The sequence below is a fragment of the Sandarakinorhabdus limnophila DSM 17366 genome, from assembly GCF_945882885.1.
Classification (GTDB): Bacteria; Pseudomonadota; Alphaproteobacteria; order Sphingomonadales; family Sphingomonadaceae; genus Sandarakinorhabdus; species Sandarakinorhabdus limnophila_A.
This window is the reverse complement of sequence record NZ_CAMCWT010000003.1, coordinates 35,032-59,315: the sequence shown is the minus strand read 5'-3', so window position 1 is coordinate 59,315 and position 24,284 is coordinate 35,032. Positions and strand designations below refer to the sequence as shown.

The following is a 24,284-nucleotide window of genomic DNA, read 5'->3' as shown; positions in this document are numbered from 1 at the left end:
GATCAATCGGCATTTTTCACCACCGGAGATTCCCATGTTGCGCGACGCCATCCAGACCGCCACCACCCAGGCCATGAAAGCCCGCGACAGCGCCCGGCTCGGCGCTCTGCGCCTGATCAATGCCGCCCTGAAGAACAAGGATATCGAACTGCGCACCGGCACCGCGCCAGCCGACGACGACGTGCTGGTGGTCGACGTGCTGATGAAAATGGCCAAGCAGCGCCGCGAATCGATCGAGATGTATGTGGCCGGCAACCGCGCCGAACTGGCCGATGCCGAACGCGCCGAACTGGGCGTGATTGAAAGCTTTCTGCCCAAGCAGATGGACGACTCTGAAGCGCTGGCGGCGATCAAGGTCGTGGTGGCCGAAATCGGCGCCACCAACGTGAAGGACATGGGCCGCGTTATGGCCGCCGTGAAGGAGCGTTTTGCCGGCAAGCTCGACATGAGCAAGGCAAGCGGGCTGGTGAAGGCCGCGCTGGGTTGAGCCTCTCCCCCGCCTTCCTCGACGAATTGCGCGCCCGCGTGCCCGTTTCGGGCGTGGTCGGCCGGCGCGTGAAGCTCACACGGGCGGGGCGGGAAATGAAGGGGTGCTGCCCCTTCCACAACGAGAAGTCGCCCAGTTTCTATGTGAACGATGAAAAGGGCTTTTATCACTGCTTCGGCTGCGGCGCGCATGGCGATGTCATCCGCTTCATGACCGACAACATGGGCCTGCCGTTCATGGAAGCGGTAAAGCAACTGGCGGCCGAAGCCGGGCTGGAAGTGCCCGCCCCTTCCCCCGAAGCGCGCCAGAAAGCGGAAGTGGCGGACAGCCTGGCCGAACTCACGGCCCGCGCCGCCACTTGGTTCCAGTCGCAACTGGCCGGCGACGGCGGGATAAATGCGCGGGCCTATATCGAGCGGCGTGGATTGCGGCCGACAACGGTGAAGGCGTTCGCGCTGGGTTATTCGCCCGATTCGCGCACCGCGCTGCGCGGCCACCTGAAGGATGCGACCGCCGACAAACTGCTGGAAGCCGGCCTGATCGGCAAGACCGATGAAGGCGACACCTACGATCGTTTCCGCGGACGGTTGATGTTCCCGATCCGCGATGCGCGCGGGCGGGTGGTGGGCTTTGGTGGCCGCGCGCTGGGCGATGTGCAGCCCAAGTATCTCAACAGCGCCGATGGCCCGCTCTTCGACAAGGGGCGGCTGCTCTATAATCTGGATCAGGCCGGGCCGGCGGCGCGCAAATCGAACCGGCTGATCGTGGTCGAAGGCTATATGGACGTGATCGGGCTTGCCCAGGCCGGCCTGATCGAGGCGGTTGCCCCGCTCGGCACCGCGATGACCGAAACCCAGCTCATGCTGGCGTGGCGGCTGGTTGATGTGCCTTTGCTGTGTTTCGATGGCGACGCCGCCGGCCAGCGCGCCGCTACCCGCGCGGCCATGCGCGCCTTGCCGCTGCTGAAACCAGGCAAATCGCTGCGCATCGCCACCCTGCCACAAGGCCAGGACCCGGATGATATTTGCCGCACCGGCGGCGTGGCCGCCTTCGAAGCCGTGCTGGCCAGTGCCGTACCGCTGATTGATCACATCTGGGTCATAGAAACCGCCGGGCTGGAACAGGCGACCCCGGAACGCCGCGCCCAGGCCCGCCTGCAGCTGCGCGAAGCCGCCGCCGGAATCGCCGATCCCGATGTGCGTTCGCTCTATCAGGCCGAATTCAACCAGCGCTTTGAAGCGGCCTTCATGGCGCGTCCCCAGCGGGCGCCGTGGCAACCCGGCAAGCCAGGCGAAAAGTGGCAGCCGCCGATCCCCGGTGTATCGCCGGCTTTGAAGGCGATGGTGGCGCGCGGCCATGATCCGGTGATGGAGGCTGTGCTGGCCGGGCTGTTGTTGCGGCCCGGTCTGGCCGATGCCCATCACGATTCGCTGGCGGCGCTGCGGCCTGCCGATGCCGGTGATGCCGCCGTGCTCGGGGCAGTGCTGGCAGTGACGGCAGCGGACCATGGTCTTGAAAGCACTGCCCTGCTTGCCCACCTTAACGATATCGGGCTGGCGGCAGAGGCGGATCGCATCCGGCGTGGCAACGGCCTCAGGCTAAGTTTCACGCGGAGCGAAACCCCGGCGGGCGTGGCCAATGCGGATTTTGCCATGACGTTGGCTCAGGCCACGGCCCGGGCTGGATTGGTCGAAGCACTGGCTGAAGCCACCATAAGGTTCCAGTCCAGCTTGGACGAAGCGGACTGGGCCGCGCAGCAGGAACGGCGCCAGGAGATCGAGGCATTGGACGCGGCGATGATGGCTCTGGCGGAATCGCGGCGGGAAGGCTAAGAAGCGCGGTATAATATGCACGCAGCTTCAGCCTGCCCCGCCAGAGGATGTCCTCAAGCGGGCGGGCTTTTATACGTTTTTCATGGGTTTAACGCCGGCGTTGCCGGCCAGGGCAAGGACGCAGACTCGGATGGCCAAGACGGTCGCGAACGACACCGCGGATGCCAAGACGGATGGCGATGCTCCGCTCATTGATCTCAACGAAGCCTCAGTCAAAAAGCTGATCGCTCGCGCCAAGAAGCGCGGCTACATCACCTATGACGAGATCAACGAGGCCCTGCCGCAGGACCAGATGACCAGCGAGCAGATCGAGGACGTGATGTCCGCGATCAACGAGATGGGCATCAACGTCGTCGAGAACGAGGAAACGGCCGAAGACAGCGACACCCCGGAAGAGGAAGAAGCCGAAGCCGAACCGGTGGATGGGGATCTGTCCCCGGCGCCGGTTGCCGTGGTCAAGGCGCCGCTGGACCGCACCGACGATCCGGTGCGCATGTATCTGCGCGAAATGGGCGCGGTGGAACTTCTGTCCCGCGAAGGCGAAATCGCCATCGCCAAGCGCATCGAAGCCGGCCGCAACACCATGATCGCCGGCCTGTGCGAAAGCCCGATGACGTTCCAGGCCATCATCGAATGGTCGAACGCCCTCAACGAAGGCCGCATGCAGCTGCGCGAGATCCTCGATCTCGAAGCCATGCTGGCCAAGGTGCCGGGTGAAGACGGCGAAGAGGTCGAGGAAGGCGGCGACCTGCCGACCGTGCAGTTCAAGGAAGATGAGGAGCCGGAAGTCGAAACGCCGCCGGCCGACGAGGAAGACGAATTCACCGAACGCCGCGCCCAACAGCGCGCCGCCGAAGCCGAAGAAGATGATGAAGGCGGGCTCTCATTGGGCCAGATGGAAGAGCAGCTGAAGCCCGCTGCGCTGGAGAAATTCGCCGAAATCACCAGCACCTACAAGAAGTTCCACAAGCTGCAGGAAGCCCGGCTGTCGTCGATGCACGGCGGGCCATCGTTCGCCAATGGTGACGAGAAGAAATATCAGAAGCTGCGTGAGGAACTGACGCGCGGTGTGCAGTCGATCCATTTCAACAACAACAAGATCGAACTGCTGGTCGAAGCGCTCTACACCCAGAACAAGCGGCTGATGGCGCAGGGCAGCAACATGATGCGCCTGGCCGACAAGCACAAGATTGTCCGCAAGAGCTTCCTCGATGAGTATGTTGGCAACGAGCTGACCGAAGGCTGGCTCGACCGCGTGGCCACCATCGACAAGAAGTGGGCTGCCTTTGCCGCCGCTGAAATCGCGTCCATCGATCAGAACCGCCGCGAACTGGCCGGCATTGCCGAAACCACCGGCGTGGACCTGGGCGAGTTCCGCCGCATCGTGAACATGGTGCAGAAGGGCGAACGCGAAGCCCGCATCGCCAAGAAGGAAATGGTCGAAGCCAACCTGCGCCTCGTCATCTCCATCGCCAAGAAATACACCAACCGCGGCCTGCAATTCCTTGATCTCATTCAGGAAGGCAATATCGGCCTTATGAAGGCGGTGGACAAGTTCGAGTATCGCCGCGGCTACAAGTTCAGCACGTACGCCACGTGGTGGATCCGCCAGGCGATCACGCGTTCGATCGCCGATCAGGCCCGCACCATCCGCATCCCGGTGCACATGATCGAGACGATCAACAAGCTGGTACGCACCAGCCGGCAGATCCTGCACGAAATCGGCCGCGAGCCGACCCCGGAGGAACTGGCCGAGCGGCTTTCAATGCCGCTGGAAAAGGTGCGCAAGGTGATGAAGATCGCCAAGGAGCCGATCAGCCTCGAAACGCCGATCGGCGACGAGGAAGACAGCCACCTCGGCGATTTCATCGAAGACAAGAACGCCGTGATCCCGGTCGATGCCGCCATCCATTCCAACCTGAAGGAAACGGTGACGCGCGTGCTGGCCAGCCTGACCCCGCGTGAAGAGCGTGTCCTGCGCATGCGCTTCGGCATTGGCATGAACACCGATCACACGCTGGAAGAAGTCGGCCAGCAGTTCAGCGTGACCCGCGAACGCATCCGCCAGATCGAAGCCAAGGCGCTGCGCAAGCTGAAGCATCCGTCGCGCAGCCGCAAGATGCGCAGCTTCCTCGACGTTTGAGGCAAGCCTTACGGTCGGCATGATACAGGCGGTTGCCAAGTGCAGCCGCCTGTATCACGTTAGGGCCATGATGATCCGCTCTGCCGCCGCCCTCTCCGCGCTTCTGCTCTGCACGTCGGCGGCGCCCGCGCCCTCCCCGGCCAATCTGGCGCTGGCGGCCGCGCTGGCTGCTAACATGTGCGGCCAGAGTGAAGGCACCGGCGCCGAAGCGGCACGCGGCGCTATCGTATTGGTGCCCGGCCTCACCCCGGCGCATATGCCGGTTTCGGACATGCCGGCCGCGCAGGCCTATTTCGATCAGGGTCTCGGCCAGCTTTGGGGCTTTGATTATGACGAGGCGCTGGAAAGCTTCCGCGAAGCGCGGCGGCGCGATCCCGCGTGCGCCATGTGCAGCTGGGGTGAAGCTTTGGCGCTTGGCCCCTATATCAACAGCGGCCCGATCGCGGCCGAAACCATTGCACAAGCCCGGGCACTCACCGCGCAGGCACTGGGCAGCAACCGGCTTTCCGATCGTGATCGCGCCTTGATGGAAGCCGTCCACGCCCGACACGCCCTCGGCGGCACCAAGGATGGCGTTCACGGCGATTTGTATGCCGATACGATGATCGCGCTGGCCCAGCGCTGGCCGGATGACGATCTGGTCGCCATCCTTGCAGCCGAAGCCATCATGACCAGCCAGCCCTGGGACTATTGGGAAGCCGGCGGCAAGGTTCCGAAGGCTCGGGCAGGAATGGCGCTGGCGCTGGTGGACAAGATACTGGCCCGCACGCCCGACCAGCCACAGGCCATCCACCTGCTCATCCACCTCACCGAAGCCAGCGCCAATCCGGCAAAGGCGGCTGGCCCGGCAGCGCGGCTGGGCGGGTTGGCACCGGGCGCGCCGCACATGGTGCACATGCCCAGCCACACCTGGTATCGCATCGGCCAGTTCGATCGCGCCATTGCCGCCAACAAAAGCGCCATTGCCGCCGACGAAGCCTATGCCCGCGCTGTCGGCGCTGAACCGCGCTATTATGGCTACTTCAACCACCACACGCATTTCCTTGCCTCCGCTGCCGTGCAGATCGGCGACAAGGCCACCGCGCTGGCCGCCGCCGCGGGGCTGGAAGCTGCGATTGATTCAGCCGATGTCGCCCGCTCCCCGTGGCTGGAAATGCGGCTGGTCACCGCCCTGCACACGCGAGCGCATTTCTTGTCGGCGGCTGAAATCCTCGCCCTGCCCCGGCCTGACAAGCGCTTGCGCCGGCTCGGCATCGCCTGGCATGGCCTGCGCGCCGAGGCCTTGGCCCAGAGCGGCAACCCCAATGGCGCAGATGGTGAACTGAAGGCGCTGCGGCAGGCCCGCGATGGCCTGGAAACGCCGCGTCGCGGCAGGCGGGGCGGCGGGGCCCTGGAATTTGCTGCCATCGCCGATGCCGTGGCCCGCGGCCGCATCGCCACCGCGCGCGGAGACGTGGCAGGCGCGCTCAGGGCCTATGCCGCTGCCGAAGCCATCGAGGCCAACCTGCCCTATGCCGAACCGCCGCTGTGGCCGCTGCCAATCTCGGTGCTCTCGGGCCAATTGCGCGCCGCGCAGGGAGACCGCGCCGGTGCAGCCGCCGATTTCCGCCGCGCCCTGGCCCAGCGCCCGGGTCTGCGCCTCGCCAGCGATTGGCTGGCCGCTGCCAACGGCGCTTGATCCGGCGCAGGCGCAGCCGTTTCTTCATTCATCAAACCGTAACAGGTGAAGCTGCATTGCAACACTGCTGCGGCATTTGGCGCGGTGGCAGCGGCATCGGCCAGACGCCGCTTGTGGCAGATTGTCGCGATGGGCTAACGGAAGAGCCAATGAAAAGGGGCCTTACTCTGCTTGTCTTGCCAGTGCTGGCCAGCGTTCTACTGGCGGCTGCTCCGGCGGACGAGCTGCGGCTGGAACCGCTGCGGGAAGCGATCATCACCGATGCCCGCGCCGCCGATCCGGCCAGCATCGCCTTCGACCGCACCACCACCGCCGTACGTCGCGGTCCCGGCATCAAGGAAAAGACCGTCACGGTCGAACGCTGGGATGGCAAACGCTGGGCGCTGGTGAACGTGAACGGCAAGCCGCCCAGCGCCAGCAATTTGAAGACGTTCCGCAAGGCCACGGCGGTAACGCCCGTGCCAGGCTATCATTGCATGGCCACGCTGATGGCCGCCGCGTCCGACATCATGGTGGATGGCGAGGGCCGCAAGGTGCTGAAGATTCCGGTACTGCCGCCCGGCACCGTGCGCACCGACACGGGCGACATTTCCAGCCATCTTTCCGGTGAAGCGGTGATCGCCAGCAACGATGGCAAGCCCTATGTCATGCGCCTGAAGTTGCGCGCCCGGGAGAATTTCAAACTGAACCTGCTGATCACGGTCACCAATTTCGAACAGATCAGCGATTATCGCCTGGGCCCCGACGGCCGCCCGCGCCTGGCCAGCCAATCGGCCGACAGCAAAGGCCAGATGTTCGGCTTTAGCGGCGGCCAGACCGACGAGGTCGTCTACGCTTATCGCTGACCTGCGGCTTCCCTTCGCAGTTTGACAGGATTGCGTCCGGACGCCGGCCCGCATAACCCTTACAGGCAAAGGGGATTTCAGCATGCGTTTCGAAGGCACCACCGGTTACGTTGCCACCGATGATCTGAAGGTTGCGGTCAACGCCGCCGTCACCTTGCGCCGGCCACTGCTGGTGAAGGGCGAACCCGGCACCGGCAAGACGGTGCTGGCCCAGCAGATCGCCAATGCCTTCGACGCACCGCTGATCGAATGGAACGTCAAATCCACCACCAAGGCCCAGCAGGGCCTGTATGAATATGACGCCGTGAGCCGCCTGCGCGACAGCCAGTTGGGCGATCCGCGCGTTTCCGACATTTCCAACTACATCCGCCGCGGCAAGATGTGGGAAGCCTTCACGTCCGAAAAACTGCCGGTCCTGCTGATCGACGAGATCGACAAGGCCGATATCGAGTTTCCCAACGATCTGCTTACCGAGCTCGATCGCATGGAATTCGACGTTTACGAAACCGGGGAACGCATCAAGGCCACCCAGCGCCCGATCGTGATCATCACCAGCAACAACGAAAAGGAACTGCCCGACGCGTTCTTGCGCCGCTGCTTCTTCCACTATATCAAGTTCCCTAATCGCGACACGATGGAAGCGGTCGTGCGGGTGCATTATCCCAACATCCAGCGCGCCCTTGTCGCCGAAGCCATGAACATCTTCTTCGACATACGCGAAGTGCCGGGCATGAAGAAGAAGCCCAGCACCAGCGAGTTGCTGGATTGGCTGAAGCTGCTGATGCACGAGGATCTGCCCATCGAGGTGTTGCGCAACCGCGACACCAAGAGCCTGATCCCGCCGCTGCACGGCGCCCTGCTGAAGAACGAAGCCGATGTGATGCTGTTCGAACGCCTGGCGTTCATGAGCCGCAGAGGTCAGGCATGAGCCTTTCGCTCACTCCGGCTTGAAGGCCAGCGTCTTCCGCCCCGTCCCCAGCGGCGCGGCGGCGGTGTAGAGCACGAATGCGAGCCGGCCAGCCGCCAGATCGGCCCGCGCCAGCGCGTCGAGCACCAGATCGGCGCTGACACGTTTCTGCCCGCGCAGCATGATCGGCACTAGGATCGGCCCCGGCCCGCCTTCGTGGCTGCGGTGCAGGGCAATGGCGATGGGCGCGTCTCTGCCGCTGCCGCTGGCGGTCACGTCGGCGTGCATCCGAGCGGTCGTGGGATCATAGCTGAAACGGATCGTGGCCTTGGCGGTGCCACCACCGGCCAGGCTCACTACCGTCTGTTGCGGCCCCGGCGCCTTGCCGGCCACCAGCGGCGGCGTGCTGAACGGCGGCTGGCGCAGTTTGGCCAATTGCTCCCACCCATGCCCCAACGCCAGCAGGCGCGGTTCGGCAAAAGCGGCCCCCAGCAGTTCCAGGCCCACCGGCAGCCCACGCGGGGTAAAGCCGGCCGGGATGGCCAGCGCCGGCAGGCCGGTGACCACGCTCAAGCGGCAATTGCTGGCGATGTTCTCGGCGCCGATCACCGGCGGCCGGCCCAGTGAGGTGGGATAGAGCAGCGCGTCCAGCCGCTCCTTGGTCAGCAGTGCATCCGTGACCGCCCGCGCCACCGTGCGTTTGGCCAGCAGCACCTGATAGCCGGGGGCATTGCGATCCGGGCCAGCCAGCGGATCACGCAGCCGCTTGTCGAGCTGGTCATGATGCAAGCCGGCCTTCACGATTGCGTCCAGCGACGCGACCGGCACCCCCGGATGCGCCGCCAGATAACGCCGCAGATCCTCGACAAATTCGAACGTGCTGGCGCTGGCATCGTTCAACATCTCGTCGAGGCCGGGAATGGCCACCTCAATCACCTCGGCACCTGCATTGCGCATCGCGGTGATGGCCTGATCATAGACTAATTTGCCGTCCCCATCGTCGGGCACGATGGTGAACAGGCTGCGCAACACGCCAATGCGCGCGCCTTTCAGTGATCCGGGCTGCAGCGCATCGGCATAGGATTTGGGCACATGTGCGTCAGCCCCCGCCGTGATCGCGTCGCGCTTGTCGCTGCCCACCGTGGCATCCAGCATGATCGCCAGATCGGCGACGCTGCGCGCCAGCGGCCCGGCCACATCCTGCGTATCGGAAAGCGGGATCACGCCCGTCCGGCTCGCCAGCCCGCGCGTGGTGCGCAGGCCAAACAAATTCTGATAGGCCGCCGGAATGCGGATCGAACCGCAGGTGTCGCTGCCCATGCCGGCCGCGGCAAAGCTGGCGGCAATCGCCGCACCGGTGCCGCCACTGGAACCGCCCGGAGAGCGCAGCAGATCATAGGGATTGCGCGTCTGTCCGGTGAGCGAGGAAATGGTGGTGCTGCCGGCGGCCAGTTCGTGCATGGCCGTTTTGCCGAGGATGATGGCGCCGGCGCTGCGCAGCTTTTCCACCTGGTGGGCATCCTGCGCCGGCTGCAACGTCGCCAGCGCCAGCGCGCCACCGCTGGTGGGCATGTCCTTGGTGTCGAAATTGTCCTTCACCAGCACCGGAATGCCGTGCAGCGGCCCGCGTGGGCCTTTGCTGGCACGCTCCTTGTCCAGCGCATCCGCTTGCGCCAGCGCGGCGGGATTGAGCGTGACGATGCTGTTCAGCGCCGGGCCTTGGCTGTCATAGGCGGCGATGCGGGCCAGATAAGCCAACACCAGTTGCCGCGATGTCACCGTTCCAGTGGCCAGCGCCGCCTGCAGCTGCGGGATGGAGGCTTCCGCCACCTCGATGTTGCCCGATGGCTGCGGCGCCGACTGCACGGCTGGAGCCATTGTTGCCATCACCAGGGCCACACTGCGGCTGCGCTTCATGCCTGATCCCCCTTGCCCGTCACCCACACAGCAAAGGCCAGCGCCGGCGCCCCGTCAATAGCAGAGATCAACCGCGGATCAGCGCAGCATCAGGCCGCCATCGATGGCCAGGCTCTGCCCGGTTATATAGCTGGCGGCCGGGCTGGCGAGGAACAATATGGCGCTGGCGATTTCGTCGGGCTCGCCCCAGCGCTGCATCGGGATGGCGCGCATCAGTTTCTCCTCACGCTCCGGGTTGGTGCGGGCGCCTTCGGTCATGCGCGTCGCGATGAAGCCGGGTGCCACCAAATTCACCCGCACGCCATCGGGCGCCCATTTGTCACCCAGCGCCCGCGTGAGGCCGAGCAGCCCGGCTTTCGACGCGGTGTAGGCGGGGACTTCCTTGAGCGCGAGGAAACTGGCCAGGCTGCCAACGTTGACGATACTGCCCTTGGTCGCCTTCAAAAGCGGGTGCAGACGCACCGACAAATCCATCACCGCATTCAGGTTGCTGTCGATGACATGCTCGAACTCTTCCTGCTCATATTCGTTGGCAGAACTGCGGCCGGCGTTGTTCACCAGCACATCCAGATTGTCGATGTGCGCGGCCACTTCGGCGCGGGTTTCCGGCCAGGTGAGATCGGCCTGGATATAGGTCACGCCTTCGGGTGGCTCGTCATAGCATTCGACCCGGGTGCGGGTGCCGGTGATGGTCACCTTGGCACCCAGCGCCAGAAATTGTTCCGCCACCGCCTTGCCGATGCCCTGCGTACCGCCCGTCACCAGCACGGACTTGCCGCGCGCCCAGCTGCCGTTGTTCAGGCCGTTCATGCGCTCAAACCCCCATCGATCACCAGCGACGTGCCGGTGACATACCGCGCCGCATCCGACGCCAGAAAGATGATCGGGCCGGCAATGTCGTCCGGCTCGCCGATGCGACCCAGCGGCACCTGCCGTTCCGTGGCCGCCAGCCGATCGGGATGTTGCCAGGTGATGGCGGTCATCTTGGATCGCACCAGGCCGGGCGCCACGAGATTGACCCTGATCCCCTCGCCGCCCAGCGCCTGCCCCAGCGTGCGGGTGAGCGTGAGCAGGCCGCCCTTGCTGGCCGAATAGGCTGGCTGGCCGATGGTGCCCTTGAAACTGGCAACGCTGCCAACGAACACGATACTGCCCCTGGCAGCAAAGAGTGCGGCGCGGAACTTCATCGCCAGTGCCATCGGCCCGGTGAGATTGGTGGCCAGCACATCGGCAAAGGTTTCGGGGATGAACTCGGCCCGTTTGTAGGCAACCTTGGCGCCAGAAACGACAAGCGCATCCAGCCGCTCCACGCCCGGATCAAAGGCCGCCACCGCCGCCAGATCGCCCTGATCGAGCTGATGATATTCGATGCCTGCGAGGTCGCCGTCGGTGCCGGCATAATCCGCCACACTGGCACGCGTACCCGTCACGATCACGCGCGCGCCTTCGGCGAGGAACCGGCGCGCGGCGGCATTGCCGATCCCGGTCGATCCCCCTGTCACTAGCACGGTCTTGCCGGCAAACGCGCCCACACGCACTCTCCCCGTCTTACAGGGAGATTTCAGACATGGCGCTTCTATCCGGCAAGGTCGCGATTGTGACAGGCGGCGGCCGCGGCTTGGGCCGTTGCCACGCGCTGGCGCTGGCCGCCCACGGTGCAGCCGTGGTGGTCAACGATCTGGGCGGGTCCGTAACCGGGGGCTCCCCTGATCAAAAACAGGGGGACGCGGCGGACGATGTGGTGGCCGAAATCATCGCAATGGGCGGCCGCGCGATGGCCAATCGCGCCAGCGTTGCCGACTGGGCCGGCGCAGAATCGATCATCGCCGATGCCGTGGCCGCGTTTGGCGGCCTGGATATCGTGGTCAACAACGCCGGGATCAACCGCCCGGCCAGCCTCATTGAGCTGACCGAGGCCGACTATGACCTTGAAACCGGTGTTCACCTGAAAGGCACCACCGCCGTCTGCCAACATGCCGCCAAGTTCTGGGCGCGTGAAGGCCGCAAGGAGGGCCGCGCGATCATCAACACCACCTCGCCAGTGGGCGTGCACCCGATGATCAATGGCGGGCCCTATTGCGCCGCAAAGGCTGGCATTGCCGCGCTCACCGTGGTGGCGGCGCAGGAACTGGCCAAGCTGGGCGTGCGCGCCAACGCCATCGCGCCGGCCGCCCGCACCCGCATGGTGATGGCCAGCCCGACGGTGGACGAATTGATGCCGAGATCCGACGGTTTCGATCGCCACCTGCCCGATCATGTCTCGCCGCTGGTCGTCTATCTCGCCTCGCCGCTCAACCGCTTCACCGGCCGCATCTTTGGCGTCGAAGGGCCCGACGTGGCGCTTTACCAGCCCTGGAGCGCCGATTGGCTGGCCAGCGGCGATGGCCATTGGGAGGTGCCGGCGCTCGCCGAGGCGCTGGCCGCCCTGCCCGAACAGGCCCCTATCCGCGCCTTCTATCCCGGTGGCCGCATCGACACGGTGATACCGCCCAACCGCACGCTGAAGGCCCTGCGGGGATGAACCCCATTGTCAGCGTCTTTGCCGCCTCGCCCAATCGCGGGCGCGGGCTGGCGCGGGACATGGCGGTGCGTTGGGCGCTGGCCGAAGTGGGGCAAGATCACCAGCTGCGGCTGCTGTCGTTCGCCGATCTGAAGACGCCAGAGCACAAGGCGCGCCAGTCCTTCGGGCAGATCCCCACCTTTGAAACCGATGGCCTGACCCTGTTCGAATCCGGCGCCATCGTGCTGCACATTGCCGAAACGCACGGCCTGCTGCCCGTCGATCCCGCCGCCCGCGCCCGCGCCATCGCCTGGATGTTCGCCGCCGTCAGCACGATCGAACCGGTGATCGTTGAACGCGAAGTGGCCGTCTTGCTGGAAGGCGACAAGCCGTGGACGGCGGAGCGGCTGCCGATGCTGGAGGCCCGGCTGCGCCAGCGGCTGGACGATCTGGCCACCTGGCTGGGCGACAAGGACTGGCTGGAAGGCGACTTCAGCGCCGGCGACATCATGATGGTCTGCGTGCTGCACCGGCCGGCGGGAGCGCTGCTGATGGGCGATTATCCAGTGTTGGCGGCTTATGTTGCCCGCGCTGAGACACGCCCGGCCTTCCAGACAGCCTTTGCCGAACAGAAGACCCGTTCCGACGCCGCACACGGCTGAGTGGGCGCTGCGCGGCTGGCAAAATTCCGCATTGCGCTGCTGCCCGCAGCCGGCAACAGTTGCCACACTCAAGCCCAAGGCCCTGCCCGATGTTCCTCACCTTCCTCGAAGAATTGCGCGCCGCGAAAATCCCGGCCTCCATGAAGGAGCATCTGATGATGCTGGAGGCGTTGCAGGGCGACGTGATCGATTATTCGATCATCGATTTCTATTATCTGGCGCGCGCCACCTATGTGAAGGACGAAGGCCTGCTCGACCGCTTCGATCAGGTGTTCGCCAAGGTGTTCAAGGGGATCGAGCCGACGCTGGAATCCGAAACCGAGATTCCGGAAGACTGGCTGCGCGCCCTGGCCGAAATGAATCTGAGCGAGGAAGAGCGCGCCGAACTGGAGAAGATGGGCTGGGACAAGCTGATGGAAACCCTCCAGAAGCGGCTGGAGGAACAGAAAAAGCGCCACGAAGGCGGCAACAAGTGGATCGGCACCGCCGGCAAATCCCCCTTTGGCGCGCAGGGCGACAATCCCGAAGGCGTGCGCATCGGCCAGAAGGATGGGCGCAAGCAAAGCGCCGTGAAGGTTTGGGACAAGCGCGAGTTCAAGAATCTCGATTCAACCGTTGAACTGGGCACCCGCAACATCAAGGTTGCCCTGCGCCGTCTGCGCCGCTTTGCCCGCGAAGGCGCGGCGGACGAGCTTGATCTTGATTCCACAATCCGCGGCACCGCCAAGCAGGGCTGGCTCGATATCGTCATGCGCCCGGAACGGCACAATGCGGTGAAATTGCTGCTGATGCTGGATATCGGCGGCTCGATGGATCCGCACATCAAGCTGTGCGAGGAATTATTCTCGGCCGCCAAATCCGAATTCAAGCACATGGAATTCTTCTATTTCCACAACTGCCCCTATGAGGCGGTGTGGAAAGACAACAAGCGCCGCTGGACCGAGCGGACGCCGATGATGGAGATCATCCACAAATTCCCGCATGATTACAAACTGGTTTTCGTTGGCGACGCCTCGATGAGCCCGTATGAGATCACCTATGCCGGCGGCAGCACCGAACATTGGAACGAGGAGCCCGGCGAGGCCTGGTTGCGCCGGATGACCGACGTCTATCACTCGTCAATCTGGCTGAACCCGATCCCGGAAAAGCATTGGGAAAACGGCCAGTCGATCCGCATGATCAAGGACATCATGCACGACCGCATGTATCCGCTGACGCTCGAAGGGCTGGATCGCGGCATGCGGGAATTGAGCCGGAAGAAATAAGGGGCCGGCACAGCGCCGGCCCCTCAAAATCTCACTTGCCGCCAGCGGCTTCCAGCGCCTGCAGCTTCTTTGCCTGCTGGCCAACATAGCCGCGCACGGCTTCCACCTGGGCCGGGGTGTACCAGCGGCTGAAGGCGATCATCCCATTGGCCTTCAGTGCGCCGTCGTGAACAACGGCCTTCCACGCCGCCGCATCGCTGAGCACGCCCGAACGCCGCAAATCAGGCAGAATGCCGGACGCATGGGCATCAGGACCATGGCAGAAGGCGCAGTTGGCGCTGTAGATCTTGCCGCCTTCAGCCACCTGTACCGGCGTGAAGGCGTCGCTGGGTGGGTTGGCCGCCGCAAACACTGGCTCGGTCGCCTTGGGCAATGCACCCTTGCCGCCCAGCTTGAACACCAGCAGACGGCCATTGCGGGCATCGCGCGGATCGTCAAAGGCGGCAGTCAACGGGAAGGCACCGCCATAGCCGACCATGATCGCCACATATTGCTGGCCCTTCACGGCATAGCTCACGGCCGGCGCGATAATGCCGGTTTGCGCCTTGAAGTTCCACAGCTTGGTGCCTGTGCTGGCGTTGAACGCCTGGAAATCGCCGGCGCCATTGCCCTGGAACACCAGATTGCCCGCCGTCGCCAGCGTGCCGCCGTTCCACGGGCCATCATAGGTGATTTCCCACGCCGGCTTCTGCGCCACCGGATCCCAGGCGATCAGCTTGCCCTTCAGCGACGCCTTGATCGCCTTGAACTGGGCCCGATCATCGGGAATCGTACCGGGATCAAGGGCGATGCCCAGGTTCCAGGCGCCTTCACGGCGTTCAAAGCCATCCTGATTCTGATAGAATTGCGGCATTTCCTGCGCCGGCAGATACACCAGACCAGTGCGCGGGCTGTAGCTCATCGGGTGCCAATTGTGCGCGCCCAGCGGCGACGGCATCACCAGCGCGCCGGCCTTGCGATAACGCGCTTCCGGCACTTCGATCGGGCGGCCGGTCTTCATGTCAACGCCGGTGGTCCAGGTTTGCGTGGCAAAGCCCTTGGCCGAAATCAGCTGACCATTGGCGCGGTCGATCACGTAGAAAAAGCCATTCTTCGGCGCCTGCATCAGCACCTTGCGCGGTTTGCCTTCGATCATCAGCGTTGAAAGCATGATCGGCTGGGTGGCGGTGTAATCCCAGGTTTCAGCGGGCGTGCCCTGATAGTGCCAGAGATATTCGCCAGTATCCGGCTTCAGCGCCAGCACCGACGACAGGAAGAGATTGTCGCCCTTGCCGTCCGAGCGGATCTCGTGATTCCACGGGCTGCCGTTGCCAACACCGATATAGAGCTGATCCAGTTCCTGATCATAGACGATGGCATCCCAGGCGGTGCCGCCGCCGCCACCCTTCCAATATTCGCCCGACCAGGTCGACGCGACCTTGCCGGCCATGATGCTGTCAGACACTTCGCCGTCGGGGCCGTTGGCTGGGTTGCCGGGCACGGTGAAGAAGCGCCACTTCTTCTTGCCGGTCATCGCGTCATAGGCGGTCACATAACCGCGCACACCCAGTTCGCCGCCGCCGTTGCCGATCACCACCAGCCCCTTCATCACGCGCGGAGCACCGGTGATGGTGTAGGGCTTGGCGCTGTCGGTGAAGGTTTGCGTCGACCATTTCACCTTGCCGGTGTTGGCATCCAGCGCGATCAGCCGGCCATCCAGCGCGGCGACATACACCAGCCCGCCCCACACCGCGACGCCGCGATTGACGACATCGCAGCAGGCGCTGTGGCCGCGCGCCTTGTCCACCTTGGGATCATAATGCCACTTCACCTTGCCGGTAACGGCATCCAGCGCCATCACGTTCGACCATGATGTGGTGGTGTACATGCTGCCATCCACCACGATCGGCGTGGCTTCCTGGCCACGATTGGTGGGCAGATCGGCGTACCAGGCGAGGCCCAGTTGCTTCACGTTATCGGCATTGATCTGGTTCAGATCGGCAAAGCGCTGCTCGGCATAGGTGCCGCCGTGCGTCATCCAGTTGCCCGGCTCGCTGCGGGCATTCATCAGCCGCTGCGCATCCACACCGCGCACGCCGGTTCCCGGTCCGCCCGATACGGCAAGACCCGCCGCCAGCATCGATCCCGAAAGCAGCACCGCTGCGATTGCCAAACGCTTCATCATCATCCTCCCCAGAATATGGCGGCAGACTATGGCATGAGCGGCAAAGCGCAAACCGTTGATTGTCGCAGGCGTGTCAGGCGGGCACCGGCAAGCTCACCACCCAGGCATTGAAGGCGACCACCGCGCCGGCCACCATCATCAATATGGCCTTGGTGCGATTGCCGCCCGGCTGCTGCAGCAGCCACAAACCGCCCAGCACCAGCGCCAGCGCCGCGGCCAGCGCCAGCCCGGTGATGGGGCTCAAGCCAGCACCTTGGCAACGGCGGCCTGCCATTGTGCCCGCCGCGCACTGCGGGTGGCGCCATCGGTGGCCGGGTGGAAGCGCACATCCGCCGCGGCCATTGCGGCGGCGGCGGCCGCCAGATCGGCAAAAATCCCGGCCCCCACCCCGGCCAGCATCGCTGCGCCCATCGCCGTGGTTTCGATCACGCGCGGTCGTTCCACCACCACGCCCAGGCTGTCAGCCAGATCCTGGCACAGCCAGTTGTTGGCGACCATGCCGCCATCCACCCGCAGCATCGCGGCCGGCACACCATCGGCGGCGAGTGCATCAACCAGATCGGCGGTCTGCTGGCCCTGCGCTTCCAGCGCGGCGCGCACCACGTGCGCACGGGTGGAGCCACCCGAAAGCCCGCAGATCACCCCGCGCGCATCCGGTTCCCAATAGGGCGCGCCCAGCCCGGCCAGTGCCGGCACGAAGCTGACACCGCCATTGTCGGGCACGCTTTGCGCCAGGGCCTCGCTTTCGGCGCTGGTGGCGATGATGCCCAGCCCGTCACGCAGCCATTGCACGGCCGAACCCGCCACGAAAATTGCGCCTTCCAGCGCATAGGCGCAGCTGCCATCCAGCCGCCACGCCACGGTGGCGAGCAGGCGATTGCGCGACACCGGCGGCTCAGCGCCGGCATGGGCGAGCAGGAAGCAGCCGGTGCCATAGGTGGCCTTCAACATGCCAGCCGAGAGGCAGGCCTGGCCAATGGCGGCCGCCTGCTGATCGCCAGCCGCGCCGGTGATCGGAATTGTGCGACCCAGCAAGGTCGTTTCAGCCAGCGCCCCGGCGCAATCGACGATAGCGGGCAGCGCCGCTTTCGGAACGCCGAGCATGGCGATCAGGCCATCATCCCATTCACACGTCGCCAGATCCATCAGCAGCGTGCGGCTGGCGTTGGTGGCGTCGGTCACGTGGCGCGTGCCGCCCGACAGGTTCCAGATCAGCCAGCTTTCCACCGTGCCCACCGCCAGCCGGCCATCGCGCGCGGCGTCGGCCACCATCGGCCAGTTATCCAGGGCCCAGCGGAACTTGGTGCCGGAGAAATAGGGATCGAGCAAAAGCCCGGTCTTCGCCTGTACGCGCGCTTCCAGGCCCGGATCGGCCGCCTTCAACCCGGCGCAATAATCGGCGGTGCGGCGATCCTGCCAGACGATGGCGCGGGCAAGCGGTTCGCCTGTGGTGCGATCCCAGAAACAGATGGTCTCGCGCTGGTTGGTGATGCCGATGGCAGCGATGCGTTCCGCGCCCACGGCGGCGGCCACTTCTTCCAGGCAGGCCTGCGACAGGTCGCGAATCTCGGCCGGGTCATGCTCCACCCAGCCGCTGGCCGGGTAATGCTGGGTCATCGGGCGCCCCGCGCTGGCGACGATCTCGCCTGTTGTGGTGAAGGCAATCGCCCTTGTGGAGGTGGTGCCGGCATCGAGCACGAGGATGAGCTGGTCTGTCATGTCGCCTTTTCTATGGCGGCAAACGCCGTTAGGGAAGCTCTTGTGAATCTGCCCTCCCAGCCTTTCGATCTTGCCATCATCGGCGCCGGCATCAACGGCGCCGGCATTGCCCGTGATGCGGCCGGGCGCGGGCTTTCCGTCGCCATTCTCGATGCCAGTGATGTGGGCGGCGCCACTTCGTCAGCCTCCACCAAGCTTATCCACGGCGGCCTGCGCTATCTTGAATATTATGCCTTTGGTCTGGTGCGAAAGGCGCTGGCGGAACGCGAAGTGCTGCTTGATATCGCGCCGCACATCACCTGGCCGCAACCATTCGTGCTGCCGCATGCGGAAGGCATGCGCCCGGTGTGGATGCTGCGGCTGGGCACGTCCCTTTATGATCATCTCGCTCGGCGCGAGGTGGTGCCGGGCTCGGCGCGCATCGATCTGCGCAGCGAACGCGCCGGCCGCGCGCTTGATACGCGCTATCGCACCGCCTTTCAGTACTGGGATGGTTGGGTGGACGACGCCCGGCTGGTGGTCGAAAATCTGAAGGATGCCGCCGCGCGCGGGGCAACTGTGCTGCCGCGCACGCCGGTGGCGCGGGCTCAACGGGTGGACGGGCTGTGGCAGCTCAGCCTCGCCGATGGCCGCAGCATCGCCGCCCGCCGGCTGATCAACGCTGCCGGACCATGGGCGGAAGATGTTGCCCGCCAAGTGATGGGCCTGAACGATGCGCCGCCGCTGCGGCTGGTGCAGGGCAGCCACATCGTCACCCGCCGCGTGCACATGGGCCGGGATGCTTTCATGCTGCAGCAGCCCGATGGCCGCATCATCTTCATCATTCCCTATGAACAGGATTATTCGCTGATCGGCACCACCGAAGGCGATGTGCAGCGGCCCGAAGATGCCAAGGTGAGCGATGCGGAGGTGGAGTATCTCCTCTCCGCCGCCAACCGCTATCTCGCCCGCCCGTTGACGCCGGATGACGTGGTGCACCGCTTTGTCGGCGTGCGCCCGCTGATCCTCGAAAGCGGCAAGGACGACCCAGGAAACGCTCGGGAAACCACCCGCGATTACCGCCTTGTTGAACATCCGGGGCTAGATGCGATGACCATCGTCGGCGGCAAGATCACCACCTACCGCGTGCTCGCCGAAGACGTGATGGCCCGCATCGCGCCCAAATCGAAACGCTGGACCGGCAAAGCCCCCCTGCCCGGCGGTGCGATTGATCGCGCCAAGGGCGAGCATGGCCAGGCCGCCTTCAAGCGCTGGCTGGAGCAGTTGCAGGCGCGTGAGGCCAATTATGATCCCAAGTTGGTCAAGCGGCTGGCCATGACCATCGGTGCGCCAGCGGCCAATCTACTGGCGGGCGGACTGGGCCGCAACCTCGGCGGCGTGTTCGAAGCCGAGCTCGATTACTTCAAGACCCACGAATGGGCTCAGTCCAGCGCCGACGTGCTGTGGCGCCGCACCAAGCTGGGCCTTCACCTTGATGCCACAGCGCAAGCCGAAGTCGCCCGATGGTTCGGCGAAACGCCGGCCGATGTCCGCGAAATCCCCGCCGGCCACCGCTTTGCCCGGCCCGGTATTGACTGAATGCGGCCTCTGCCCGCGCTGGCAGCCTCAGCATTGATCCCTAATTGTTGCTGATCCGCGATTGCGGCAGCATCCATCACAATGACCGGCGGATATCGCCGGAACTTGGGGGGATGTGATGATGCCGGCGGGGCAAGCGAAGGCCGTGCCTGTCACGATCAGAAACCGGCTGGCCTGGTCCGATCTCAATGCCGCGCTCGCTGCGGGCTGGGCCGATTACCGCGCCGCGCCGCAGTTCGGCCTGTTCTTTGCCGGCATCTATGTTGCCGCCGGGCTGGCGCTGGCGTGTGCCCTGGCCACGCAAAGTGCCGTGGCCTGGCTGGTGCCGGCCGCTGCCGGGTTTCCGCTGCTGGCGCCGTTCTGCGCCGTTGGCCTCTATGAAGTCAGCCGCTGCCGCGAGGCGCTGCAACCGCTGCGCTGGGGCGGGGTCCTCGGCGCGCTCAGGGGCCGCGGCGACGATCAGATCCTTTCCATGGGCGTCATCCTCTTCGTGGCGTTCGGCTTCTGGCTGATGATCGCCCACGCCATCTTTGCCATCTTCCAGGCCGACAGCGGGACGGACAGCCTTGCCTTCCTTCTTACCGGCACCGGGCTCGCCATGCTGGCGTTCGGCAGTGCGGTCGGTGCGTTGCTGGCTCTGGGCTTTTATGCCGTCACCGTGGTCAGCCTGCCGATGCTGGTTGATCGCGACGTCGATTTCATGACGGCGATCATCGCCAGCCTCGCCAGCGTGCGCGACAATGGCGCGGTCCTGCTGGGCTGGGCCGTGCTGATCGCCGCCGCGCTGTTCCTCGCGATGATCCCGGCGTTCCTCGGGCTACCGGTGGTTCTGCCCGTGCTCGGCCACGCCACCTGGCAACTCTACCGCCGTTTGGTGGCTTAAAGCGCCGCGGCCTCCTGCAAGCACGACACCAGCACCTCCGCATCGATGTTCCCGCCCGACAGCGTGGCGATCACCGTTTTGCCCTGCACGTCCACCTTGCCCGTCAGCAGCGCGGCCAGCGTCACGCAGCCCCCCGGCTCCACCACCAGTTTCAGTTCGCGGAAGACAAAGGCCACCGCACGCGCCACCTCGGCCTCGCTCACCGATACGCCGGTAGCGCCGTGGTGGCGCAGGGTGTCAAATGTGATCTCCGCCATCACAAGTGTCTGCAGCGCGTCGCAGCGGGTGGGGCCGGGATTTTCCACCGGCAGGATGCGCCCGGCCGCCAGGCTGCGACAAACATCGTCATAGCCTTCCGGCTCCACCACCACGATCGGCAACTGGCTGCCAGCCGCGAATCCGCCCGAAAGCCCGCCACCGCCGCAGCAGGTCAGCACCATGTCCGCCGCCTCGCCCTTGGCCGCCAGATCCTGCACCGCTTCCAGCCCGGCTGTGCCTTGGCCTGCGATGATCAGCGGATCGGCAAAGGGCGGCACAATGATCGCCCCACGCGCTTCGGCCAGCTTTGCCGCAATCGTCTCGCGGCTTTCCGTAAGCCGGTCATAGAACACCACGTCCGCCCCATCAGCCCGCGTGCGCTCCACCTTCAGCTTCGGCGCGTCCGATGGCATCACGATCACCGCCGGCATGCCCAGCAGCTTCGCCGCCCGCGCCACGCCCTGCGCATGGTTGCCCGAGGAATAGGCCACCACACCGCCGCGCCGGCCTTCGGGGGGAATCGCCAGCAGGCGATTCATCGCGCCGCGGAACTTGAAGCTGCCGGTGTGCTGCAGATTCTCCGGCTTGAACCAGATGCGGCCGCCGCAGATCGCATCCAGCGCCGGATTGTTCAAAAGCGGCGTGCGCACCGGCCAGGTGCCCAGGCGATTGGCCGCAGCCAGAACATCGGAATGTACGACAAGGGAAGTCATTGAAAAAGCGCCCTTCTGACAGATTGTCACAGCCTGTATAAACCTCAAGGCAACCCTTTGAAAGGCCAAGCCAAAATCATGTTTTTTTCCAGCGGCGCGTTGTAACAATTTTCCGCTTTACATGGGGGGGGGGAAACCATAGGTAGCGCGCCGCTGCCCCATGGGACTTCCACCGCAAGGCAGCTTTGGTGTCAATGCCGGCGATCGCCCGGGCGGCCCTTTCGGGGGCCAACCGGTCAAGCGCGCAGCAGCGACATACTTTGCCCACCCGGAGGTCCCTTGAGTTGTTCAAGCAAAACGAAGCGCTGTCGGTAGCGCGGCTCCTGCGTCCAACGCAGCCCGTTACCCTTGTCCGCCCTCACGCCGCTCGCTGCGCGGCTCGGTTCTTCCTGTCGAAGTTTCCGGGCACGTCGATGTATGCGGTCAAGGCGAATCCTTCCGCTGATCTGATCCGCACCCTGTGGGATGCGGGGCTGACGCATTATGATGTCGCCTCCATCGCCGAAGTGCGCCTGGTGCGCGAAGTGGCGCCCAATGCGGTGCTGTGCTTCATGCACCCGATCAAGCCGCCGGAGGCCATTGCCGAGGCCTATCACAGCCATGGCGTGCGGGTTTTCAGCCTCGATTCCATCGACGAACTGGACAAGATCGTGGCCGCCACGTCGAAGGACGGCGTGGCCGCGACCGACCTCACGCTGTGTGTGCGGCTGCGCGTATCCTCCTCGCACTCCAAGCTCAGCCTGGCGTCGAAATTCGGCGTGCATGCCGATGAAGCTGCCCCCGTGCTGATGGCCGCCCGCCAGGTTGCCGATGCGCTGGGCATCTGCTTCCACGTTGGCAGCCAGGCGATGAGCCCGCAGGCCTATGGCGATGCCATGGCGCAGGTGTGCGCCGCCATCGTCGGCGCAGGCGTCACCGTTGACATCGTCGACGTTGGCGGCGGTTTCCCGTCCATCTATCCGGGCATGGAACCGGGCCGCCTCGAAGCCTATTTCGAAGTGATCCACCGCGCCTTCGAAGCCCTGCCGATTTCCTATTCGGCCGAGCTGTGGTGCGAGCCGGGCCGCGCGCTGTGCGCTGAATACAGCTCGGTGCTGGTCCGCGTCGAAGCCCGCAAGGGCGATGTGCTCTACATCAACGATGGTGCCTATGGTGCCCTGTTCGATGCTGCGCATATCGATTGGCGGTTCCCGGTGGAACTGGTGCGCGACACCGCCAGCCGGGCGCGCGACATGGAGTTCAGCTTCTGGGGCCCGACCTGCGACGACATGGATTACATGCGCGGGCCATTCGCCCTGCCCGCCGATATCGCGGCCGGTGACTATATCGAGATCGGCATGCTCGGCGCCTATGGTGCCGCCATGCGCACCGGCTTCAACGGCTTCACCGCCGGCGAAACGGTGATCGTGACCGATGAACCGATGGACACGCTTTATGCTGTCACGGAAGAGTCGCCGGACAAGATTATCCAGCTACGCACGAAGTAAGTCTTCATGCCCCCGCTTTCGCCGGCGGGGGCCGCTTTCCCCGCTCGGCGCCGGACTCCCCCGGCCGCGGGCGGCGCGCATGCACCGGGCCATCGTCTGAACACGGGAGCAATCCATGACCGATACATTGAACCACGTCGTTACCGATCTCACCCCCGCCGAGCGCCAGCGCAAGGCCGAGCTGCTGTCGACGCTCGTCGAACATATCGACATCAAGAGCTTCGACGCCCGCCCGATCATCGACGGCATGGCCAAGATGAGCTTCACCAGCCGCGATCTGGCCCGCGCCACAGCCATCTACAACCAGATGCTGGCCGATCCCGATTGCACCATCTTCCTGGTCATCGCCGGTTCGACCAGCGCCGGCGGCTGCATGGATCTCTATGCCGATCTGCTGCGCAACAACATGATCGATGGCATCGTGGCCACCGGCGCCTCCATCGTCGACATGGATTTCTTCGAAGGCCTTGGCCACAAGCATTATCAGGCGCTGGAAGTGCCGGATGACGACACGCTGCGCTCGCTGCTGATCGATCGCATCTACGATACCTATATCGACGAAGAAGCCCTGCAGGATTGCGATCACACCATCTACGAGATCGCCAACACGCTGGAACCGCGCGGTTATTCCAGCCGCGCCTTCATCCGCGAGATGGGCAAGTATCTGTCCGAGCATGGCAAGAAGGAGAACAGCCTCGTCAAGCTCGCCTATGAGCATGACGTGCCGATCTTCTGCCCGGCCTTCGTCGACAGCTCGGCCGGCTTCGGCCTCGTCAAGCACCAGGTGGACCGCGCCAAGGCCGGCCAGCCCTATATGATGCTGGATGCCATCGCCGATTTCCGCGAACTCACCGACATCAAGATCAAGGCCGGTACCACCGGGCTTCTCATGATCGGCGGCGGCGTGCCGAAGAACTTCATCCAGGACACCGTTGTTTGCGCCGAGATCCTCGGCCACCACGATGTGGAAGTGCACAAATATGCCGTGCAGATCACCGTGGCCGACGTGCGCGACGGCGCCTGCTCGTCCTCGACGCTGCAGGAAGCGGCCTCGTGGGGCAAGGTCAACACCGGCATCGAACAGATGGTGTTCGCAGAAGCCGGCAGCGTGATGCCGCTGCTCGCCAGCGACGCCTATCACCGCGGCCAATGGAAGGCCCGCGGCAAGCGCGCGTGGGGCAAGCTGTTCGCCTGATTTGACAGCGGCCTGGAAACCTAAGAACCCTCCCCGCCACAAACGGGGAGG

20 protein-coding genes are annotated in these 24,284 nt (G+C 64.9%); 13 read left to right on the top strand and 7 right to left on the bottom strand.

Going from position 1 to position 24,284, the window contains the following annotated elements:
- The first annotated feature begins 34 nt into the window (after positions 1-34).
- The 6 genes from Q7O19_RS01175 (at position 35) to Q7O19_RS01150 (ending at position 7,913) form a co-directional block, all read left to right on the top strand.
- Positions 35-487, top strand: coding sequence for a GatB/YqeY domain-containing protein (locus tag Q7O19_RS01175; RefSeq protein ID WP_303808162.1), 453 nt, complete (start codon positions 35-37; stop codon positions 485-487).
- Positions 484-2,319 (top strand): DNA primase, encoded by a 1,836-nt coding sequence (gene dnaG, locus Q7O19_RS01170; RefSeq protein ID WP_303808161.1) that lies wholly within the window; start codon positions 484-486, stop codon positions 2,317-2,319. The genes Q7O19_RS01175 and dnaG overlap by 4 nt, the downstream gene beginning before the upstream one ends.
- A gap of 130 nt (positions 2,320-2,449) precedes the next feature.
- Positions 2,450-4,462, top strand: a complete 2,013-nt coding sequence (gene rpoD, locus Q7O19_RS01165; protein WP_303808160.1) for an RNA polymerase sigma factor RpoD — start codon at positions 2,450-2,452, stop codon at positions 4,460-4,462.
- Positions 4,463-4,529: 67 nt separating this feature from the next.
- The gene (locus tag Q7O19_RS01160; RefSeq protein WP_303808159.1) at positions 4,530-6,140 is read left to right on the top strand and encodes a lipopolysaccharide assembly protein LapB; all 1,611 of its coding nucleotides are present in this window, start codon (positions 4,530-4,532) and stop codon (positions 6,138-6,140) included.
- 149 nt (positions 6,141-6,289) lie between these two features.
- Positions 6,290-6,985: a hypothetical protein gene (locus tag Q7O19_RS01155; RefSeq protein ID WP_303808158.1), complete on the top strand. Its 696-nt coding sequence runs from the start codon at positions 6,290-6,292 to the stop codon at positions 6,983-6,985.
- 82 nt (positions 6,986-7,067) lie between these two features.
- Entirely contained in the window at positions 7,068-7,913 is an 846-nt protein-coding gene (locus Q7O19_RS01150; RefSeq protein WP_303808157.1) for a MoxR family ATPase, read from the top strand.
- A 9-nt stretch (positions 7,914-7,922) separates the two neighbouring features.
- Here Q7O19_RS01150 and Q7O19_RS01145 read toward each other — a convergent pair whose 3' ends face one another.
- The 3 genes from Q7O19_RS01145 to Q7O19_RS01135 all read right to left on the bottom strand — a co-directional run bounded on the left by Q7O19_RS01145 (position 7,923) and on the right by Q7O19_RS01135 (position 11,341).
- Positions 7,923-9,809 (bottom strand): amidase, encoded by a 1,887-nt coding sequence (locus Q7O19_RS01145; RefSeq protein ID WP_303808156.1) that lies wholly within the window; start codon positions 9,807-9,809, stop codon positions 7,923-7,925.
- A 78-nt stretch (positions 9,810-9,887) separates the two neighbouring features.
- Entirely contained in the window at positions 9,888-10,619 is a 732-nt protein-coding gene (locus Q7O19_RS01140; RefSeq protein WP_303808155.1) for an SDR family NAD(P)-dependent oxidoreductase, read from the bottom strand.
- Positions 10,616-11,341: an SDR family NAD(P)-dependent oxidoreductase gene (locus Q7O19_RS01135; RefSeq protein ID WP_303808154.1), complete on the bottom strand. Its 726-nt coding sequence runs from the start codon at positions 11,339-11,341 to the stop codon at positions 10,616-10,618. The genes Q7O19_RS01140 and Q7O19_RS01135 overlap by 4 nt, the downstream gene beginning before the upstream one ends.
- A gap of 35 nt (positions 11,342-11,376) precedes the next feature.
- Here Q7O19_RS01135 and Q7O19_RS01130 point away from each other — a divergent pair, with 35 nt between their 5' ends.
- The 3 genes from Q7O19_RS01130 to Q7O19_RS01120 all read left to right on the top strand — a co-directional run bounded on the left by Q7O19_RS01130 (position 11,377) and on the right by Q7O19_RS01120 (position 14,236).
- Positions 11,377-12,330 (top strand): SDR family NAD(P)-dependent oxidoreductase, encoded by a 954-nt coding sequence (locus tag Q7O19_RS01130; protein WP_303808153.1) that lies wholly within the window; start codon positions 11,377-11,379, stop codon positions 12,328-12,330.
- Positions 12,327-12,971: a glutathione S-transferase family protein gene (locus Q7O19_RS01125; protein ID WP_303808152.1), complete on the top strand. Its 645-nt coding sequence runs from the start codon at positions 12,327-12,329 to the stop codon at positions 12,969-12,971. Before Q7O19_RS01130 ends, Q7O19_RS01125 begins: the two co-directional genes overlap by 4 nt.
- A gap of 89 nt (positions 12,972-13,060) precedes the next feature.
- Positions 13,061-14,236 (top strand): VWA domain-containing protein, encoded by a 1,176-nt coding sequence (locus tag Q7O19_RS01120; protein WP_303808151.1) that lies wholly within the window; start codon positions 13,061-13,063, stop codon positions 14,234-14,236.
- Positions 14,237-14,267: 31 nt separating this feature from the next.
- Here the strand turns inward: Q7O19_RS01120 and Q7O19_RS01115 are convergent, their stop codons facing one another.
- The 3 genes from Q7O19_RS01115 to glpK form a co-directional block, all read right to left on the bottom strand.
- Positions 14,268-16,397, bottom strand: coding sequence for a PQQ-dependent dehydrogenase, methanol/ethanol family (locus tag Q7O19_RS01115; protein WP_303808150.1), 2,130 nt, complete (start codon positions 16,395-16,397; stop codon positions 14,268-14,270).
- A gap of 76 nt (positions 16,398-16,473) precedes the next feature.
- Positions 16,474-16,644, bottom strand: a complete 171-nt coding sequence (locus Q7O19_RS01110; RefSeq protein WP_303808149.1) for a hypothetical protein — start codon at positions 16,642-16,644, stop codon at positions 16,474-16,476.
- Positions 16,641-18,119, bottom strand: a complete 1,479-nt coding sequence (gene glpK, locus Q7O19_RS01105; RefSeq protein ID WP_303808148.1) for a glycerol kinase GlpK — start codon at positions 18,117-18,119, stop codon at positions 16,641-16,643. The genes Q7O19_RS01110 and glpK overlap by 4 nt, the downstream gene beginning before the upstream one ends.
- Before the next feature lie 42 nt (positions 18,120-18,161).
- Between glpK and glpD the strand changes: the two genes are divergently transcribed.
- Both glpD and Q7O19_RS01095 read left to right on the top strand, forming a co-directional pair.
- On the top strand, positions 18,162-19,697 hold the full coding sequence (glpD, locus tag Q7O19_RS01100) for a glycerol-3-phosphate dehydrogenase (protein WP_303808147.1): 1,536 nt from the start codon (positions 18,162-18,164) through the stop codon (positions 19,695-19,697).
- 145 nt (positions 19,698-19,842) lie between these two features.
- Positions 19,843-20,580, top strand: coding sequence for a DUF2189 domain-containing protein (locus Q7O19_RS01095; protein WP_303808146.1), 738 nt, complete (start codon positions 19,843-19,845; stop codon positions 20,578-20,580).
- Here the strand turns inward: Q7O19_RS01095 and Q7O19_RS01090 are convergent.
- Positions 20,577-21,551, bottom strand: a complete 975-nt coding sequence (locus tag Q7O19_RS01090) for a threonine/serine dehydratase (RefSeq protein WP_303808145.1) — start codon at positions 21,549-21,551, stop codon at positions 20,577-20,579. The genes Q7O19_RS01095 and Q7O19_RS01090 overlap by 4 nt on opposite strands.
- Positions 21,552-21,835: 284 nt before the next feature.
- Between Q7O19_RS01090 and Q7O19_RS01085 the strand changes: the two genes are divergently transcribed.
- Positions 21,836-23,038: a type III PLP-dependent enzyme gene (locus Q7O19_RS01085; protein WP_303808144.1), complete on the top strand. Its 1,203-nt coding sequence runs from the start codon at positions 21,836-21,838 to the stop codon at positions 23,036-23,038.
- A 115-nt stretch (positions 23,039-23,153) separates the two neighbouring features.
- A complete protein-coding gene (locus Q7O19_RS01080) occupies positions 23,154-24,233 on the top strand; it encodes a deoxyhypusine synthase (protein WP_303808143.1) in 1,080 nt (359 codons plus the stop codon).
- The last annotated feature ends 51 nt before the right edge of the window (positions 24,234-24,284 follow it).

Bases quoted from the DNA above. Each gene is read 5' to 3' on its own strand.
- Q7O19_RS01175 (WP_303808162.1), top strand. From the start codon at position 35: ATGTTGCGCGACGCCATCCAGACCGCCACCACCCAGGCCATGAAAGCC.
- rpoD (WP_303808160.1), top strand. From the start codon at position 2,450: ATGGCCAAGACGGTCGCGAACGACACCGCGGATGCCAAGACGGATGGC.
- Q7O19_RS01160 (WP_303808159.1), top strand. From the start codon at position 4,530: ATGATGATCCGCTCTGCCGCCGCCCTCTCCGCGCTTCTGCTCTGCACG.
- Q7O19_RS01155 (WP_303808158.1), top strand. From the start codon at position 6,290: ATGAAAAGGGGCCTTACTCTGCTTGTCTTGCCAGTGCTGGCCAGCGTT.
- Q7O19_RS01150 (WP_303808157.1), top strand. From the start codon at position 7,068: ATGCGTTTCGAAGGCACCACCGGTTACGTTGCCACCGATGATCTGAAG.
- Q7O19_RS01145 (WP_303808156.1), bottom strand. From the start codon at position 9,809: ATGAAGCGCAGCCGCAGTGTGGCCCTGGTGATGGCAACAATGGCTCCA.
- Q7O19_RS01140 (WP_303808155.1), bottom strand. From the start codon at position 10,619: ATGAACGGCCTGAACAACGGCAGCTGGGCGCGCGGCAAGTCCGTGCTG.
- Q7O19_RS01130 (WP_303808153.1), top strand. From the start codon at position 11,377: ATGGCGCTTCTATCCGGCAAGGTCGCGATTGTGACAGGCGGCGGCCGC.
- Q7O19_RS01125 (WP_303808152.1), top strand. From the start codon at position 12,327: ATGAACCCCATTGTCAGCGTCTTTGCCGCCTCGCCCAATCGCGGGCGC.
- Q7O19_RS01120 (WP_303808151.1), top strand. From the start codon at position 13,061: ATGTTCCTCACCTTCCTCGAAGAATTGCGCGCCGCGAAAATCCCGGCC.
- Q7O19_RS01115 (WP_303808150.1), bottom strand. From the start codon at position 16,397: ATGAAGCGTTTGGCAATCGCAGCGGTGCTGCTTTCGGGATCGATGCTG.
- glpK (WP_303808148.1), bottom strand. From the start codon at position 18,119: ATGACAGACCAGCTCATCCTCGTGCTCGATGCCGGCACCACCTCCACA.
- Q7O19_RS01090 (WP_303808145.1), bottom strand. From the start codon at position 21,551: ATGACTTCCCTTGTCGTACATTCCGATGTTCTGGCTGCGGCCAATCGC.
- Q7O19_RS01080 (WP_303808143.1), top strand. From the start codon at position 23,154: ATGACCGATACATTGAACCACGTCGTTACCGATCTCACCCCCGCCGAG.